Origin of the sequence: Sporosarcina sp. YIM B06819, from assembly GCF_033485175.1 — a bacterium.
GTDB lineage: Bacteria > Bacillota > Bacilli > Bacillales_A > Planococcaceae > Sporosarcina.
In genome coordinates this window covers 1-17,146 of record NZ_JAWLIQ010000020.1, presented here as the reverse complement: position 1 = coordinate 17,146, position 17,146 = coordinate 1, and the positions used below count along the sequence as shown (strand labels likewise).

The 17,146-nt window shown below is 40.6% G+C and carries 19 protein-coding genes, 1 riboswitch and 1 other annotated feature; of the genes, 11 read left to right on the top strand and 8 right to left on the bottom strand.

Annotated features, from left to right (window positions below; genetic code table 11):
* Positions 1-11: 11 nt before the first annotated feature.
* The 5 genes from R2B72_RS13715 to R2B72_RS13695 form a co-directional block, all read right to left on the bottom strand.
* Positions 12-1,022, bottom strand: a complete 1,011-nt coding sequence (locus tag R2B72_RS13715) for an ABC transporter substrate-binding protein (RefSeq protein ID WP_318617191.1) — start codon at positions 1,020-1,022, stop codon at positions 12-14.
* 272 nt (positions 1,023-1,294) lie between these two features.
* Positions 1,295-1,459: an aspartyl-phosphate phosphatase Spo0E family protein gene (locus R2B72_RS13710; RefSeq protein WP_412177858.1), complete on the bottom strand. Its 165-nt coding sequence runs from the start codon at positions 1,457-1,459 to the stop codon at positions 1,295-1,297.
* A 235-nt stretch (positions 1,460-1,694) separates the two neighbouring features.
* Positions 1,695-2,189 (bottom strand): YhcN/YlaJ family sporulation lipoprotein, encoded by a 495-nt coding sequence (locus tag R2B72_RS13705; RefSeq protein WP_318617190.1) that lies wholly within the window; start codon positions 2,187-2,189, stop codon positions 1,695-1,697.
* Between the two features lie 577 nt (positions 2,190-2,766).
* Positions 2,767-4,587 (bottom strand): LysM peptidoglycan-binding domain-containing protein, encoded by a 1,821-nt coding sequence (locus tag R2B72_RS13700; RefSeq protein WP_318617189.1) that lies wholly within the window; start codon positions 4,585-4,587, stop codon positions 2,767-2,769.
* A gap of 178 nt (positions 4,588-4,765) precedes the next feature.
* Complete coding sequence (locus tag R2B72_RS13695; RefSeq protein ID WP_318617188.1) at positions 4,766-5,560, bottom strand: VLRF1 family aeRF1-type release factor; 795 nt, start codon at positions 5,558-5,560, stop codon at positions 4,766-4,768.
* A 354-nt stretch (positions 5,561-5,914) separates the two neighbouring features.
* On the opposite strand from R2B72_RS13695, the gene R2B72_RS13690 reads away from it, so the two are divergent.
* The 9 genes from R2B72_RS13690 (at position 5,915) to R2B72_RS13650 (ending at position 13,357) form a co-directional block, all read left to right on the top strand.
* On the top strand, positions 5,915-6,397 hold the full coding sequence (locus R2B72_RS13690) for a PTS glucose transporter subunit IIA (RefSeq protein ID WP_318617187.1): 483 nt from the start codon (positions 5,915-5,917) through the stop codon (positions 6,395-6,397).
* Positions 6,398-6,547: 150 nt separating this feature from the next.
* Positions 6,548-7,366, top strand: coding sequence for a PRD domain-containing protein (locus R2B72_RS13685; RefSeq protein ID WP_318617186.1), 819 nt, complete (start codon positions 6,548-6,550; stop codon positions 7,364-7,366).
* 76 nt (positions 7,367-7,442) lie between these two features.
* Positions 7,443-8,888 carry an N-acetylglucosamine-specific PTS transporter subunit IIBC gene (nagE, locus tag R2B72_RS13680; RefSeq protein WP_318617185.1) on the top strand — a complete coding sequence of 482 codons (1,446 nt, stop codon included), beginning with the start codon at positions 7,443-7,445 and terminating at the stop codon, positions 8,886-8,888.
* Positions 8,889-9,194: 306 nt separating this feature from the next.
* Positions 9,195-9,303, top strand: a riboswitch (TPP riboswitch).
* Between the two features lie 137 nt (positions 9,304-9,440).
* The gene (locus R2B72_RS13675; protein ID WP_412177857.1) at positions 9,441-10,451 is read left to right on the top strand and encodes an ABC transporter substrate-binding protein; all 1,011 of its coding nucleotides are present in this window, start codon (positions 9,441-9,443) and stop codon (positions 10,449-10,451) included.
* A gap of 12 nt (positions 10,452-10,463) precedes the next feature.
* The gene (locus R2B72_RS13670) at positions 10,464-10,754 is read left to right on the top strand and encodes an MTH1187 family thiamine-binding protein (RefSeq protein WP_318617183.1); all 291 of its coding nucleotides are present in this window, start codon (positions 10,464-10,466) and stop codon (positions 10,752-10,754) included.
* On the top strand, positions 10,751-11,524 hold the full coding sequence (locus tag R2B72_RS13665) for an ABC transporter permease (protein WP_318617181.1): 774 nt from the start codon (positions 10,751-10,753) through the stop codon (positions 11,522-11,524). Before R2B72_RS13670 ends, R2B72_RS13665 begins: the two co-directional genes overlap by 4 nt.
* Positions 11,517-12,251, top strand: coding sequence for an ABC transporter ATP-binding protein (locus R2B72_RS13660; RefSeq protein WP_318617180.1), 735 nt, complete (start codon positions 11,517-11,519; stop codon positions 12,249-12,251). The genes R2B72_RS13665 and R2B72_RS13660 overlap by 8 nt, the downstream gene beginning before the upstream one ends.
* Positions 12,229-13,032: a TatD family hydrolase gene (locus R2B72_RS13655; RefSeq protein ID WP_318617178.1), complete on the top strand. Its 804-nt coding sequence runs from the start codon at positions 12,229-12,231 to the stop codon at positions 13,030-13,032. The genes R2B72_RS13660 and R2B72_RS13655 overlap by 23 nt, the downstream gene beginning before the upstream one ends.
* A gap of 103 nt (positions 13,033-13,135) precedes the next feature.
* Positions 13,136-13,357: a small, acid-soluble spore protein tlp gene (locus R2B72_RS13650; protein WP_318617177.1), complete on the top strand. Its 222-nt coding sequence runs from the start codon at positions 13,136-13,138 to the stop codon at positions 13,355-13,357.
* 76 nt (positions 13,358-13,433) lie between these two features.
* On the opposite strand, the gene R2B72_RS13645 is transcribed toward R2B72_RS13650, so the two are convergent.
* Positions 13,434-13,814, bottom strand: a complete 381-nt coding sequence (locus R2B72_RS13645) for a rhodanese-like domain-containing protein (RefSeq protein WP_318617176.1) — start codon at positions 13,812-13,814, stop codon at positions 13,434-13,436.
* Positions 13,815-13,988: 174 nt separating this feature from the next.
* Positions 13,989-14,213, top strand: a binding site (T-box leader).
* Between the two features lie 78 nt (positions 14,214-14,291).
* Between R2B72_RS13645 and R2B72_RS13640 the strand changes: the two genes are divergently transcribed.
* On the top strand, positions 14,292-15,653 hold the full coding sequence (locus R2B72_RS13640) for a sodium-dependent transporter (protein ID WP_318617175.1): 1,362 nt from the start codon (positions 14,292-14,294) through the stop codon (positions 15,651-15,653).
* Positions 15,654-15,696: 43 nt separating this feature from the next.
* On the opposite strand, the gene R2B72_RS13635 is transcribed toward R2B72_RS13640, so the two are convergent.
* Positions 15,697-16,005, bottom strand: a complete 309-nt coding sequence (locus tag R2B72_RS13635) for an RNA polymerase alpha subunit C-terminal domain-containing protein (RefSeq protein WP_318617174.1) — start codon at positions 16,003-16,005, stop codon at positions 15,697-15,699.
* 58 nt (positions 16,006-16,063) lie between these two features.
* On the bottom strand, positions 16,064-16,672 hold the full coding sequence (locus R2B72_RS13630) for a LysE/ArgO family amino acid transporter (RefSeq protein ID WP_318617173.1): 609 nt from the start codon (positions 16,670-16,672) through the stop codon (positions 16,064-16,066).
* Between the two features lie 101 nt (positions 16,673-16,773).
* On the opposite strand from R2B72_RS13630, the gene R2B72_RS13625 reads away from it, so the two are divergent.
* Positions 16,774-16,968, top strand: a complete 195-nt coding sequence (locus tag R2B72_RS13625) for a hypothetical protein (protein ID WP_318617172.1) — start codon at positions 16,774-16,776, stop codon at positions 16,966-16,968.
* Positions 16,969-17,146 lie beyond the last annotated feature (178 nt).

Genomic DNA, 17,146 nt, shown 5'->3' with positions numbered 1-17,146 from the left:
TCATCTCCTATTTATTCAGTAAATTCAGCTTTCCATTCATCTTTAATGTCAAGGCCAAGTATTTCAGCTGTGGCTTTATTCATGACAAATCTCAAATTTTGAGGAACTTGAACAGGCAAATCTGCCGGCTTGCTTTCACCTTTTAGGATTTTAACAGCCATTTGGCCTGCTTCGTAACCGATATCGTAAAATTCAAAGCCGTATGCAGCTAAACCGCCACGTTTTACAGAGTCGAACTCACCGACTAGTAGTGGAATTTTATTAGTATTTGCAACATCGATAACTGATTCAAGTGCCGAAACAACTGTATTATCCGTGATGATGTAAAATGCATCCACTTTACCAATCAATGACTCAGTAGCTTGCTTAACGTCCGCAGATGTTGCCACAGGCGCTTCTTTTACTTCCATATCCATACCTTTTAAGATTTCTTTTACTGCATCCACTTGAGAGCGTGAGTTCTGCTCCCCTGCGTTAAAGACCATTCCAACATTTTTCACGCCTAATTGTTCTTTCATGAATTTCATCGTTGCTGGGATCGCCTCTGGGTGATTATCAATTGTCCCTGTCACGTTACCACCCGGACTTTCCATCGTTTCAACAAGCTCTGCGCTTACGGCATCCGTCACCGATGTAAAGACAATCGGAATGTCTTGTGTTGCAACTGCTACTGCTTGTGCACTCGGTGTTGAGTTAGCAAATATTAAATCCACACCTGAACTAACTAAGTCATTAGCAATTGTTGTATTTGTACTATTATCATTCTGCGCATTTTTCTCAACATACTCTATGTCAAGACCCGCATCTGCTAACGCCGCTTTAAAACCCTCTGCCGCAGCGTTTAATGATGGGTGTTCGACAATTTGTGTCATGCCCACTTTATATTTTTCTGTCGTTGGCGCTGTTTCTTTATCATTGTTCGGTGTGTCGGCTGCCTTATCCGTTCCGCCACCGCCGCATGCAGCAAGGATGAATACAACACTCAACAATGCCACTGCATTTTTTAACCAACTGCTTTTCATGTCATTTTCCCCCTTTTTTCTTTATTGCTCGCTTTAGCTCTCGTTATTTCGCAGCAATAATTATCCGTAATAGTACACTGTTCAAATATACTAGTCAACTACTATTTAAAATGTTTAGAAAATTAAAGCGCTTACATACTCTGTTTTTCAAAACATCTATACAATCCACCTTCATAAAGATACATGCATACAAACAATACTACGCTGACAATAAAAAGACGATTAGCTCCCTTAATATAGAGGCTAATCGTCTTGGTCAATAAACTTTCCATTTACGAGACTATTTTTTGATATCTATTTAGTAAAACATCTAAGTCTTGGCTGTGTGCAACAACTTCAGGATGAGTAAAGCCAAATTGTTTGGCCATCACATACATCATTTTTCTCTTGTGATGTATTCGCATTGACAATACTTTTTTCTTCAAATCGATTTTCACAACTCTTCCTCCATATAGTTTTTTTCAACTTCAATCTAGTTGTGAGACCCTTGTCTGTTATGAAGCAACTTGCTTATCGTACAACAATCGAAATGAAAAAGTTGTCGATTAATGGAAGGAATATGATTTGTCACAAATTTGTCGTAATTAGGTTATTTATTCAGGAATAAATAGTGGTAACCCTTGACAATTAATAAATAATTCCTTCCTTTTCCAATGTTTAGGTTACATATTTTTAATGAGCGTCTGGGAAAACTCTCTTTACTGTATCAGAGAATTCTTCGAAAAATCCTTCTACCGGTTCACCTGCTCTTATTTTATTACCATAGTCGGTTGTTTGTTTAACAAAATCTGGATTCATAGATACATAGACATTGTTAAAATCCTTGTTTGCTGCCCTAGCTTCCTCCGCAATTTTGTCTTCGATTTGTTTAGTTCCTTCTACTCCTTCATGCAAAACGACTGCGACATAAGCGTTATGATTTGTGACAATGACGTTCGCACTTTCCACTTCCTCCATTTTCACAATACGATCCGCTGCTTCATCCGCCACTTCCAATCGTTTTTCCTCTTTATTGACGACATCGTCATTCGTCTTCACATCCGAACCTGTTTGCCCCGTCACCTTGTCTTCCACTTTGTCTATTTCTTCTTTCGTTTTATTCATACCACAGCCCATCAACGACAGGATTAGGAATAAAGATGCGGTAATGATTGAGAACTTTTTCAAAAGATGACCTCCTAAATTTATTTTCATTAATAGAATGGTCGAGTATCATTTTTTTATGCAAATTAAAAGATTCGATTTTAATTAGTGGTTTACCTTTTTCTTATCTGGGTATACAAAGATTACAAGGTGAAACAACCGAAAAATCAAACTTGCAGACGAGCTACCTGCAAACCAATTTTTCGGATGAACTGCACAGCCTTAGCGGAAAATTTGTTTTGCTAGCAAAGGTACACTCGTCAGGAAACGTATCATTATGGATTCCTTTCACCAAGTTTCAAGTAGTACACTGAATAATTTGGTTGGTCAGCAAGTGTTACACCGAGCAGAAAAAGGTAAGTTTTTTGTGAAAGTGCAACTTGAACACTGACTGCATCAGGAGACGATTACGAGCAACGATTTGTAACGTTCCAGCCAACAAGGCTTACGCAGATCAGCTCTATCAAACTGCACTGACGAGTACAACAAGATCGTCGAAAAACAGTTTGTATAATGGAAGAAACAATCAAATTTTCCGAGTGCATCCCTTTAGTGGGGAACGAAAAAAGCGTGGTCCTTCATAAAGGACCACGCTTTTTTCTTATGGTAAAAATTGCACTGTTGCAGCGATATCCTGAATATGCTCCTTATCTGCCCAAAGGATAAAATAATTATAAGCCAGCCCGCCAATCGTTATTGGATTTGGATAAGCTGCAATATAAGCAGCCTGCCCCTTCATATCGGCTGGTTGATCGGCAGACGGCAAAATCATACATGTTCGTACATAAGGATTTTGTGATGGTATCATGTGAGGTGCCGAACCATAGGGCTTCAATTGTTGAAAAGCTTCCGCATGACACACTTCGTCAATGTTGTTCGATCCGAAAAGTGCTGAAATTTGAAAGAAACCGTCATCCCCCTCATATCGCACAACATTTACTCGATGCCAGGACGCGGGATATTGAAAATTAACACCAAAAACCTCGCTTGTAAACTCCTGTTGAGCCAAATCCATTATGGATTTTGGTGACCATTGTAACGAAAGTATCGTCTCCCCCTTTAAAAGTTGAAGGGGCACAGGGTGATCCAGATTGACAACCCACATTTCATTGGCTGCTTGTTGTTCTTGGCAACCAGATAGATAGGCTATCGTTGTGCCGTCCGGTGACCAGGTCACAGGTGTCGAATAACAATTTGAAATCGCCCAGATTCGATCATCTTCTCCTCGACGTTCAACCGTTCTCAATTGCGAAAAATAACTTCTATCTTCAAAAGCTGTTGCACTATAAGCTATCCGTAATGAATCAGGGGACCAAGTGGGGTTATAGTTTTTGGCCAGCGGGCCGCCCTTAATGGCAAATACATGCTCCGTTGCAAGCTCCACTGTGTAAATGATTGAAACACTGGCACCCGGCGTTGTATAAAGAGCAAAAGTTCCATCGGGTGAAAGACGAACATCGTGGAGGGGACCATCCGTATTTCGAGTGATTTGTCGCTTATTCGTACCGTTTGTTGTTATCCGGAATAGCTGGCTTGTGCCTGAATCATCAGGTGCTTGAAATAACAATTCAGTACCACTTGGAAACCAACCAACGTCAGAAGCGTTAGGCTGCGAAATTGTTTCTGCCGCATGTAACGTAGCGTTATACAGCATAATGTTGCCACGGGCTGTATAGGCCACACTTGAACTATCCGGCGACCAATCGATACTATGATCTCCGCCTTCATCCAACTGATCGATCCCTGCAATTAGTCCGGTCGTAACGTAAATGACATAGAGCACCCTATTTTTCCCTACAAATGCGATCCTAGTGCAATCCTGCGACCAAATCGGCTGCGACAAAGCATCACCTAAAGCATTTGTAAGTTGCTTTTGCTCACCGGTTCGTAAATTCTTTAACCAAATATCAAACTGTCCGCCACGATTAGATGTATAGGCCATAAATCCATAGTCACCTGCAAAAGTATAGGGAATCGTTAATTTCATCCCCACTTGAATCGTTGTCGATGGCAGTTCATTCACTTGCTGAATCAGCTCGGGATTGCTCTGCCCTGCTGTTAGCACATTAAAACGGCGTGCTATATCATTCAATGTATCCCCCGATTGCACTACATAATATGGAGCTCCAGGCGGAATATTTAATAATTGACCGACATGGAGAATATACGGCGGCATTAACTTATTTGCTTCGGCAATTAACGCAACTGACATGCCATAATATTGGGCAATCCGATACACGGAATCACCCGACTGGACACGATACAAATTGACCCCAGGCGGCATTGACAATTGTTGACCGATAGAGAGTGTATACGGGGGCGTCAAATTATTCGCCGCAATTAGTGATTTTATAGGTAGCTCCCAACGCTTGGCGATATGATTTACTGTATCACCCTGGCGAACTATATAAAAATGTTGCATCACTCACACATCCCTTCTTTAAAAATAGATAAAACCGTAGCCCATTTCACTACCCATAGCTATGTTATTCGTCTAGTGGGAAGGGTGTTCTGCCTTGTTGAATGAATTCGTATAACCTAGTACACAAAAAACTAACCCTCTCTTATGAAATGAGAAAGTTAGTTCTTTGAAAACACGATTATTTTTCGAAAATTTGATGGAGTACTTCGTAAGGTTTACTATTGTTCAAATTTTTGTGAACGCAGCTTGCCGGCTTTTCCCGTAAAGTTGCAGCAAAAGCATTTGCGAGTTCCGCTTCACCTGCCACGTGAATCTCCTTCCAACCACGTTCCTTCTTCAATTTATCTACAATCTCACCCATCCCTTTATAAAAACGTCCCAAGTTTTCTTTCAATCGGGGCTCCATTACATCTACTTTACTACTGCCAATTGCCGGGTGGTCATCATCTGTCACTCTTTTACGATCACCCCACCCCTGAAGATTTGGTTCAAAATCGTAAATCATTTCGTCATTCAAAAAACCCATCGCCGTATCTAGTATCCGCACTTCCCCAAAGCTCGGCAAAACAATGCCCGCTTCTGGATATGCTTTATACATATACTCCATCTCTTCAACAATAGGACGATCTTCCCAATGAAAACTCGTCCGCACATGTACTTGTACATAATGGACAGACCACAAACTCGGGTTTTCCGAAGCAAAAATAACGACACCCTTGTGTAATTCATGCTGATGATCCTCAATTTCTTTCACGACTTTTTCTTTAACCTCTTTAAATGCCTGCAGCTCAGCATCATCTTTAGAAGCAACGATATATTCCTCTAATCGTTTCAAACCACTTTTCAAATGAATTCTCCATGCACCTTTTAACTGATCTGGATCAGCTGGATTCGTATTGACATAGGCGCTCAACACACAACGATCCTCACACTGAAATTCCTTTAGACTTTGAAGTTCTTTACTTATTGACATACATTCAGTAACCTCCTTAAGTTTGAACACGCTATTAGCATGCCCACACACGCCATGTCTAAAACGATTCTTGCGGCAATGAATAACTAATTACCAACAAAAAAACTAAATATTGAAAAATTTTTAACGTCCCTATTGCTTTTTTATATTTTTAGTGCTATCATCAAAATAGAGTTTCAATAGCGGATCACATGTTACTGATACGATCAGGCATGGTGGTAAACAACGGATGGAGTTTTTTAACCATCCCATTTACCTCCATGCCTTTTTATGTTCTGCGCCTTTTCATTTCATAATAGAATGAATAAGGTCCTTTGAATCTTGACACCGATGACTATGAAGGAGCTAATCGCTATGCTATCAAAACTATTCAAAAAACGTAACCTAGAAATTTTTGCACCTGTTAACGGAGAAATTATTTCACTCGATCAAGTGCCAGATCCAGTCTTTAGTCAAAAAATGATGGGGGAAGGCGTTGCTATCATGCCTACCAATGGACATATTCATGCCCCTGTTGACGGAACTGTTGTTTTAATTTCAGATACAAAGCACGCAATTGCCCTACGTACAACTGATGGAACAGAACTTTTGATTCACATCGGCTTGGAAACAGTTTCTTTACAAGGTAAAGGCTTTAAAGTTTTGGTTGAAACTGGTGATCAAGTATCACTCGGACAGTCATTAATTGAAGTCGATTGGGTGTATATTGGTGAACATGCCAAGAGTATTATCACGCCAATTATTATTACGAATAGCAGTGATAAAAACGTACAATGTGTCCATGCAAATGACGGCATCATGGGGAAAACGTTGTTAATGACTGTTTCTAACAAATAAGACACTTCCGCTGGAGGGTTTAGCTTTAATCAGCAGAGGTTTAGCTATTTACGGAATTGGGTACCTACTTTGGAGGCTCTCGTTACTTTATAGTTGTAGAATTCACTGCTGTTTAAAGTTAAATCTATTAATAGAAGGAGGTGATTTCAAATGAAGATAAAGAAGATCCTTAATAATAATGCAGTTGTTGTCCTAGAAGACGAGCGAGAGAAAATTGCGATTGGTGCAGGAATCGCTTTCAATAAGAAACGCAACGATATCGTCAATGCCGACAAAATCGAAAAGATTTTTGTCATGAGAGAAAACGACAAATTACAGCAGCTGCTCAGTCGGATTCCTGAAGAGCACTTTACCATCTCAGAGGAAATCATTACATACGCAGAAAATCATATGGGTACCAAGTTAAACGAACATATTCATATTGTCTTAACCGATCATCTATCATTTGCCATTGAAAGAGTAAGAGATGGGATTCATTTAAACAATAAGCTGTTACATGAAATCAAAATCTTCTATAGAAGAGAATTTGAAATTGGTCTTTGGGCACTCAAACATATAAAAGAAAAATGCCAGGTAGAAATGCCTGAAGACGAAGCAGCCTTTATAGCGCTGCACATCCATACGATGAAACCACAAGGAGGCGATTTACACGACACAGTTCGGCAAACAACGATTATTCGAGACATGGTTCAGTCGATCAAGAAACACTTAACGATTACGATTGAAGAGGATGATATTTCCTACCATCGCCTCATCACGCATCTCCGCTTTACCTTAGCAAGAATGAATAATTATGGACTTCATACAATGGATGAGGAAATGCTAATTATGATTAAAAAGAAGTTTTCGCTTTCCTTCAATTGCGCCGTCGAGGTCGCCAAGGAATTAGTCACACATTATGGAGTTGAACTACCAGAACAAGAGTTAGGCTATATTGCACTGCATATTGAACGGCTACGAAAGCCGTAAACAACATGACTCGTCATCATATTACTATTATATTAAACTACTTAATTAAAAAAATATGAATAGGGGTGGATTTATCATGATGAAATATTTCCAAAGGCTTGGAAGTTCATTAATGCTACCGGTAGCCGTGTTACCTGCTGCTGCTATTTTAATGGGTATTGGGTACTGGATTGACTCTGACGGTTGGGGTGCTGGTAACGCTGCTGCTGCTTTCTTTATTAAAGCAGGTGGTTCAATTATCGATAACATGTCTATCCTATTTGCAGTTGGGGTAGCACTTGGAATGTCAAAGGATAAGGACGGCTCTGCCGCATTAAGTGGTTTAGTCGGATTCCTAGTTGTCACAACATTACTGTCAACGGGTACAGTATCTATGCTACTCGGTATTGATCCAGGCGAAGTAAACGCTGCTTTCGGTAAAATTGCTAACCAATTTATCGGTATTATTTCTGGTCTTATTGCAGCTGCCATGTACAATCGTTTTAGTCAAGTACAATTACCAACCGCATTAGCATTCTTTAGTGGTAAACGTTTAGTACCAATTATGACTGCTGCTTCTATGGTCGTTGCTTCAGCTGCACTATTCTTTATCTGGCCGGTTGTTTATACTGGATTAGTTAGTTTCGGTGAAGCAATCAGTGGACTAGGCGCTGTCGGTGCCGGACTATACGGTTTCTTTAACCGTCTATTAATTCCTACTGGTTTACACCATGCATTGAACTCTGTTTTCTGGTTTGACGTTGCAGGTATTAATGATATCCCTAACTTCTTGGCAGGTACAGGAACAAAAGGTGTTACGGGTATGTACCAAGCTGGTTTCTTCCCAATTATGATGTTTGGTTTACCAGCTGCTGCTCTTGCTATGTACCATACTGCAAAAACAAAACGTAAAAAACAAACAGCATCATTGATGATAGCAGCAGGATTTGCTGCATTCTTTACAGGTGTTACTGAACCAATTGAATTTGCATTTATGTTCTTAGCTCCAGCACTTTATATTGTTCATGCTGCTTTAACAGGTCTATCTTTATTTATCGCTGCTTCATTCCATTGGACATCAGGGTTTGGATTTAGTGCTGGTTTTGTCGATATGTTCTTAAGTTCAAGAAACCCACTTGCTAACCAGCCTTATATGTTAATCGTCCAAGGTTTAGTGTTTGCAGTTATTTACTACGTGATTTTCCGTTTCCTAATCGTCAAATTCAACCTGAAAACGCCTGGTCGTGAAGATGATGAGGATATCCAAGAAGACGGACCAGTTGCTTCAGCTGGGGGCAATAAATACTCAGGTATGGCTGCAACAATTTATGACGGTCTAGGCGGAGACGCTAACGTTACTTCTGTCGATAATTGTATAACACGCTTACGTATCGAAGTAAAAGATATGGATAAAGTTGATCAAAAGAAGATCAAAAGCACAGGTGTACCTGGCATCAACATTGTCGGATCCCATAGTATTCAAGTTATCATCGGAACGAGTGTACAGTTTGTAGCTGACGAGATTAAGAAGATTCGTAAATAATGAAATGCGGAAGGATCGGGTCATCACATACCTGGTCCTTTTTTCTATTCCATGGAATATTATCTAGCAAAAATGGATATACTACTATTCACAGAGGGGCGGCACATCTCTGTCCCGCGTAAGGGGCACTTTCGGCGGAAGGTGGAAAATAATACGACGCCCATCCGACTAGGGATTTGCCTAGTAGTGCCGCGATTTACATAGAGTATTTCTACTCCTTATCCCCTTCTATTTATTTGGTACTTGCTTCCTTCGCATGAATGTGGCAGAGTAGTAGATGTATTACTAAAAAAAATTCATATGATTCCAATTATGTGGGGGGACCAGTCAAGCTGGTTGAGATTTACTCAGAAAGTATAGACCCTTAGAACCTGATCTGGTTGACACCAGCGGAGGGAACATACTCATTAGCTATGTCTATTGTTTATGCGTTCTTCGGTTGCCCGGAGAACGCATTTTTGCGTTTATTCAGTAGAATACACATAAAACCTCAGTACGGATTTACGTCATGGCGTAATTGATTTCCGCGACAACCGTTCACGCGTAATTGCTATGAATTTAAGAGGAGGAATAGAGTTGAGAAAAGTTTGGCTGTTCGTCATGCTAAGTGTCTTATTAACAGCATGTAGTGCCGATACTGGCAATGAATCAAAGAAAGACGGCGAGTTAGAAAAAATCCGATTTGTACTCGATTGGACCCCAAATACAAACCATACTGGCTTGTACGTCGCACAGGAAAAAGGCTTTTTTAAACAACAAGGACTTGATGTGGAAATAATGCTACCTGGTGAAGCAGGTGCTGACCAGCTTGTAGCAGCAGATAAAGCACAATTTGGCATTGGCGCACAAGAATCGCTGACAGAAGCACGTGCACAAGAAATTCCTATCGTGTCCATCGCAGCCATTCTCCAGCATAATACGTCAGGGTTTGCTTCTTTGAAGAAAGACGGCATTGAATCCCCGAAGGATTATGAAGGAAAAACCTATGGGGGCTGGGGTGCTCCCGTTGAACAAGCGGTCATTTCTTCATTAATGAACAAAGAACAGGCAGATGTCGAGCAAGTTGAATTTATCAACATGGGGAATTCTGACTTCTTCACAGCAGTCGAACGTGATATTGACTTCGCATGGATTTACTATGCCTGGACAGGCATCGAAGCCGAACTGCGTGGAGTTGACCTAAATATGCAGTACTTAAAAGATTTCTCGGACAAGCTTGACTATTATACGCCTGTCATTACGACAAGTGAAAAAATGATTAGCAACAACCCAGACACTGTTCGTTCTTTTGTTAAGGCCGTTACGCAAGGCTACGAATTCGCCATTGCCAATCCAGATGAAGCAGCATCGATTTTATCGAAAGCGGTTCCTGATCTAGATGAAGAACTCGTCAAAGCAAGCCAGCAATGGATTTCTTCGCGATACCAAGACGACGCACCGCGTTGGGGTGAGCAACAGCTGAGCACTTGGCAAAACTACGCTGAGTGGATGAATGACAATGATTTACTAGACGGCGAATTTATCGCAGAAGATGCTTTTACCAATGAATTTCTACCCAAATAAGGAGGCGTTACTATGACAAACGCACTGTTGAGTATTCAAATCATACCGAAAACACCCAATGGAGAAGATGTGATTCCTTACGTCGACGCTGCTATTGCGGTCATTGATGAGTCTGGAGTCCCTTACCAAGTATCACCACTAGAAACGACAATGGAAGGTAACTTGACGGAGTTACTCGCTATTGTACAAAAAATGAATGAGCGCATGGTTGCAATCGGTTCACTAAGTATCATTTCACAAGTAAAAATATTTTATAAGCCAGATGGTGCTTCCATGGACAAATTGACGGAGAAATACCGTTGAAACACTTATTAAAAAAAGGATGGCGACCAACATTGGTCATCATCCTTTTACTTATCCTATGGGAAATAGCCGGTCACCTATTTGATATTCCAGCATGGTTACTCCCCGTCCCTACACAAGTATGGCAAGAAGTCATTCATGGTTGGACGCATTATTCTGGTCATATCTTATCGACTATCCGTCTCACACTTACTGGTTATGCGATTGGCGTCATCGTAGGCCTAGCTGTTGCCATAGTGCTATTCCGTCTACCCGTGTTACAGGAAGCCCTTTATCCGTTACTGATATTATCGCAAAACATTCCGATTATCGTGTTGGCACCTTTGCTCGTCATCTGGTTCGGATTCGGTATGTTGCCGAAAGTGATTATTATTGTACTCGTGTGCTTTTTCCCAATTACCATCGCCGCATTAGATGGTTTGCGGCAAACGGACCGAGATTTATTGCATTATATGAAAATGACAGGGGCAACAAATCGGCAAATTTTTTGGAAGTTGCAATGGCCCTATGCCCTTCCCTCTCTCTTTTCCGGTTTAAAAATTGCAGCTACCTATAGCGTCATGGGCGCTGTCATTTCAGAATGGCTCGGTGCCAATAAAGGAATCGGTGTCTATATGACACTAGCCTCATCTTCTTTTAAAACAGATCGCGTGTTTGTCGCGATTTTACTAATTATGATTTTAAGTTTAACTTTTTTCGCCGTTATTGCATGGATTGAAAAATGGCTATTCCGTTGGCAACGACAAGGAGGGAATTCATCGAATGGGTAAATTACAATTACAGCAGATTTCAAAATCTCACGGTAATCATCACGTACTGAAAGATGTATCCTTTCATGTCGATGAAGGCGAATTTGTAACCATTGTTGGGCCGTCTGGCAGTGGAAAAAGTACATTATTTCAACTCATTGGCGGCTTATATCCACCAGATCATGGCGAGATTATACTGGATGGCAACACGCTTAACAACTCGCGTGGCCACATTAGTTATATGCCACAAAATCCTTCTTTGTTCCCGTGGCGAACGATTTTACAAAATGTATTATTGAGCTCGGAAATTGCTGGGCAAAAAGATACCGCAATTGCATTGGAGCTAATTGACAAGGCAGGACTAGGTGGCTATGAGCAAGCTTATCCACACCAATTATCCGGCGGCATGAAGCAGCGCGTCGCCTTTATTCGTAGCCTAAACAGTCCTCAGTCCATCATTTGCTTGGACGAACCATTCTCTGCACTCGATGAATTCACGCGATTTGAAATGCAGGAGTGGTTGCTAGCCATTTGGGAACAATACCGAAAATCGATTGTATTCATCACACATAATATTGAAGAAGCTTTATATTTATCCGACCGAATTTTAATTCTTTCCGATAAACCAGCGTCCATCTGTAAGGAAATTAGCGTTCCTTTTCCAAGACCAAGGACGGAAGATATGTTATTGAGCGAGCCATTTATGCAGTTAAAGAGGGAGATTCATGATGAGTTACGGGGAAGATGATCGACTACCAATCATTGATGCGCATATCCACCTTGACCAATATGACTCAGCGGGGCAGAGTACAATCATCAATGATTTGGAGTGTCCATCCTCTGCGCTAAGCGGCTTAATTAGTGTATCAATGGATCTTACTTCCAGCATCCACAATCTAAAACTTGCAGAAAGTTATTCGGGCATCTACCCTGCCTTTGGCTATCATCCAGAGCAGGAGCCGCCTTCTGATATTGTCCTGCAGGAACTATTTACTTTCATGCACATACATAAGGATAAGATGGTTGCACTTGGGGAAGTTGGATTGCCCTATTATTTGAGAAAGAAGAACCCTGACCTGCAGCTAGAACCTTATAAAGAAGCACTTGATGCATTTATCCGTCAAGCTAATACATGGAACAAACCTATTGTACTTCACGCTGTTTACGAAGATGCCGAAACAGTATGCGATCTATTGGAGAAGTATTCTGTGACGCAAGCGCATTTCCATTGGTTTAAGGGTGCATCATCTACTATTGAGAGACTGATATGCAATGGTTACTATGTATCAGTGACGCCCGATTGCGTCTACGAACCAGAAATCCTTGGGCTTATTGAGCAATATCCTATCGAACGCTTACTCGTCGAAACAGACGGGCCATGGCCGTTCTCGGGACCCTTTGAACATGCGATGACTCATCCGACGATGATGCACCACTCGATTGCCAAGATTGCCTCTGTGAAAAAAATGGATTGTCGAGATGTCTATCGGCAGATGTATAACAATACTAAAAGATTGTACTTTGGCTAATTAAAATGAATACAGCGCTAGGTTACTCCTCCATCGAATAGTTCTTAGGCATTCGGGCATGCTACCTCTTGAATGATTTTTTAACAATAAAGGAGGAAGCATGATGTCAAAAATCACACCCAAACCAAACGATTCAGCTGATAATGAAGAAAGGCTTAAGAAAACAATTAGTAATTTTGAAGCGGCAGAAGCAGCAATGGAGTTCGCGGAAGGAAAAGAACTGGCAGCCATCCAGGAAAAAAATTCTCGACGGAAAGAAGGCATTAAAAATTTAAAAGAGGAAATTATTGAAGAAGATAAATCACGCATTAATGGGTATCTTTAATGACTCGTTAAATGTACCCATCCACTATGCTCCGGCACTCTAGGATAGCACCGGAGCATAGTTTTACAACATCATATCAATGAAACAATTGCCTCACTGCCCCCGTCCAAGACGACATCCCTTCCGAGACATTCACCACGTCATAGCCCCCTTCGGATAGAATATCACTCGCTTCTTTTGATCGATTGCCACTACGACAAATAATAATATACGTTTCCTTCTTATCTAAATCGGCTCGATTGCCTTTTTTCAATTCGGATAAAGGGACGTTAATTGCTCCACTAATATGTCCTTCAGCAAACTCTTCCACTTCACGAACATCCACAACAATTGCCCCGCCATCTTGTTGCTGAAGTACCTCATCAAGACCAATCGTTACATAGCCTTCCATCGTTTCAGCAGCACAAGCCGTGAGCAATAAGACAACCGCAACGAATACCCATCTGAATACCTTCACTGTTATTCACTCCTTGATCAAGTAAAATAATTGCTTCCTTCATTTTAACAATAAATCACAATGAAATAGAGGCTTTGCAATATTATTTGTGAACTTTAATTGAATGAATTAATTGTATAGGGCTTGACCTTCAAATAGCTTCATGATATAGTTCCGTCTATACATAAATAGATAACATGAGCGTTGAAAAGAACCCTATTAAGCCGGTCTCCCTGTTACTAGAGAATCAGTGGTTGGTGCAAACTGATACAAAGACTAGGTGAATTTCATTCTTGGAGCTTTTTTATACTGCCGGATAGACAATGTAGTATAAAACGGATAAAACCGTTATTTTAACAAGTGGGAAACAGATGCTGTTTCCAATTAGGGTGGTACCGCGTGAAAAGCCACGTCCCTATCGTTAATGATAGAGATGTGGTTTTTTTGTTCTTTACTTTTTGATAAAGAACACACTAACAATAGATTGGATGGAATAACATGCAAACATCAGAGCAATGGTCATCGAAGATTGGATTTATTTTAGCCGCAGCAGGATCCGCCATAGGAGTAGGAGCCATTTGGAAACTTCCTTATGTAACAGGAATAAGCGGTGGCGGTGCATTCTTTCTACTGTTTATTTTATTTTCTTTAATAATTGGTTTCCCCTTGCTACTCGCCGAGTTTGTCATTGGCCGTAGCACACAAAAAGAAGCCATTAGTGCTTACCGTACTTTAGCACCTAATACAAATTGGCATTGGATCGGAAAGTTAGGCGTATTTACTTGTTTCCTACTGTTATCTTTTTACAGTGTCATTGGTGGTTGGATTGTCATCTATTTTGCAAAAGGGCTGTTTGGTGGCATCATTCATGAGGGTGCTGATTATGTAGCCGTCTTTAACACAACTATTAGCAATCCACTCTTAGTCATTGCTGCCCAATTAGGATTTTTGGTCCTTACTGTCGTAGTTGTGGCGAGAGGGATTCAAAATGGCATTGAAAAAGCTAGTAAAATATTAATGCCTGCGCTATTCGCGTTATTCATTGTACTAATTGTACGTTCGTTGACACTCGAAAATGCGATGGAAGGTGTAAAATTCTTTTTAGCACCTGACTTCTCGAATATTACATCTCAAAGTATTTTATTCGCCATGGGGCAAGCCTTCTTCTCCTTAAGCGTTGGGGTATCGGTCATGGTGACATATAGTTCATATTTATCAAAAAAAGAAAGCTTGATTCAGCCGGCGATTTCAATTGTGTCAATGAATCTATTGATTGCTTTACTCGCAGGATTAGCCATCTTCCCAGCTGTCTTTTCACTTGGTTTAGAGCCAGCTGAAGGGCCTGGTTTGTTATTTGTGGTATTACCCGCAGTATTCGACCAAATTATTTTTGGAGAAGCGTTCTTATTAGGGTTTTTAGCTTTATTTTTATTCGCTACATTAACTTCAGCCTTTTCCATGTTAGAAATCATTGTGGCGTCTATCGTGAAAGGCAACGAGGCGAAGCGAACAAAATACGCATTTATTGTTGGTGCGTTCATTTTTGCGGTCGGTATTCCTTCTGCGTTATCGTATAGTGTTTTTGCAGATTTACTCATCTTCTCAAAAAGTCTATTTGATTCAGCCGATTACTTAGTGAGCAATATTTTAATGCCACTTGGTGTTCTGCTAATTTCTATTTTTGTTCCGCTTAAGATTAAGAAAAGTGCTTTGCGCGAGGAAATCCTTCGGCATTCTCGTCTAGGGTCAATAGCATTTAATACCTGGTTTTTCATCATGAAATATGTGATTCCTTTAGTCATTATCATTGTCTTCCTTGATATTACGGGAATTCTTGACCGAATTATTGCACTGTTTTAACTTGCATTCCGAAGAAAAAAGAAGCCATTTTGATATTGTTTGATCAAAATGGCTTCTTACTATTTTTAAACGACAGTCCACTTTCCTCTAAAGAAGCTCTGAGTACAGGTAGAGAAGCTTGGCCTAAACCGTGAAATTGTAAAATCTCTTTTTCACTATATGTTGCTAATTGTTGCAATGTTGTAATGCCATGATGCTCTAACGCCCTTCTAGCAGGTGCAGAAAGCTTTGCAAGAAATCCATCGGCTGGCTTGCGTTCTTGCTCGCATGTCGGACAAACCGGACAATCACTGCCCTTGTAGTATTCGTGCCCGTTACTACATGTCCTTAGACTTCCTTTTGATGTTGTCATTGTTAGATGTCCCCTTCCTGACAATAAATGCTTTCTCCCATTTGAAATGGCCCGTCCATCAGCTTGCAAATAAACCCACCAATAAATACAAAGCCGTTCCCCATATAAACACCGCTGAACATTTATTAAATAAAATGAAGACTTTACTAGCTATCTTTATTTTCTTCAATGTTGCGCCAGCAAGCGTTAAGCCGAAAAACCAGAGCCACGAGACAAAAATACAAGTAGCGGCAAAGGCAAGTTGTTCCTGCCCACTATACTTAACGGCACTCGTCCCAATCACGCCTATGATATCCAGCAGCGCATGTGGATTCAATAACGATACGGATAGCGCAAAAAGGATCTGTTTTTTTACCGGTAATGCTTCTTTTCCCTCTACGTTCGCTGCGCCAGAAGACCAGATCACTTTCCCCATATAGATGAGAAATAGGATGCCTACCACTAACAATCCAAATCTAAGCCATTCAAATTGTAAAACGATGACCGATAGACCTAAGATCGCCAAAATAATTAACAGCGTGTCACAAATGGCAGCGGTTATCGCCGCCGGAAGCGCTCTTAACAGATGTGGTTGCGTCACACCTTGGGTAAACACAAAAACATTTTGGACACCTAAAGGTAAAATCAATCCAAATGCTAAAATGATGCCGTGAAAAATTGGTGCCATGCTGGCAACTCCTTTCCTCTCTATCGTACCTCTGTTTTTACTAAAGAAAAAGGTCCAATTGACTGGTTATTTACCCATCCAATTTTATGGAGGGATGAGCTATGTATTGGCAATTAATTGTTCGCTATCTGATAAGGCGAAGGTCCCGAAATGACGATAACTCTGCTCAATTGATCGATAACTTTGCGAAGTTGATCGATAACCTTTGGCAATTGATCGATAACGACATCGAAATGATCGATAACCTCTGTCAATTGATCGATAAGTTTCTAATGGGGCTAGTTGCGATATGGTAGTAATATATAAAGCTTAGGCTGCCCAAAAAGTCAGTGAAAGGCATACATATCGTCAAAAAAAAAGAACCTTACTACACTTAAATGAACTGAGCCCCATTTAATGGACAGTTAAAAAAAACGACGTTTTATTCTATGCACCCAAGAGGTGACTTCGGTATTGTTCCGGGGTCATCTTTTT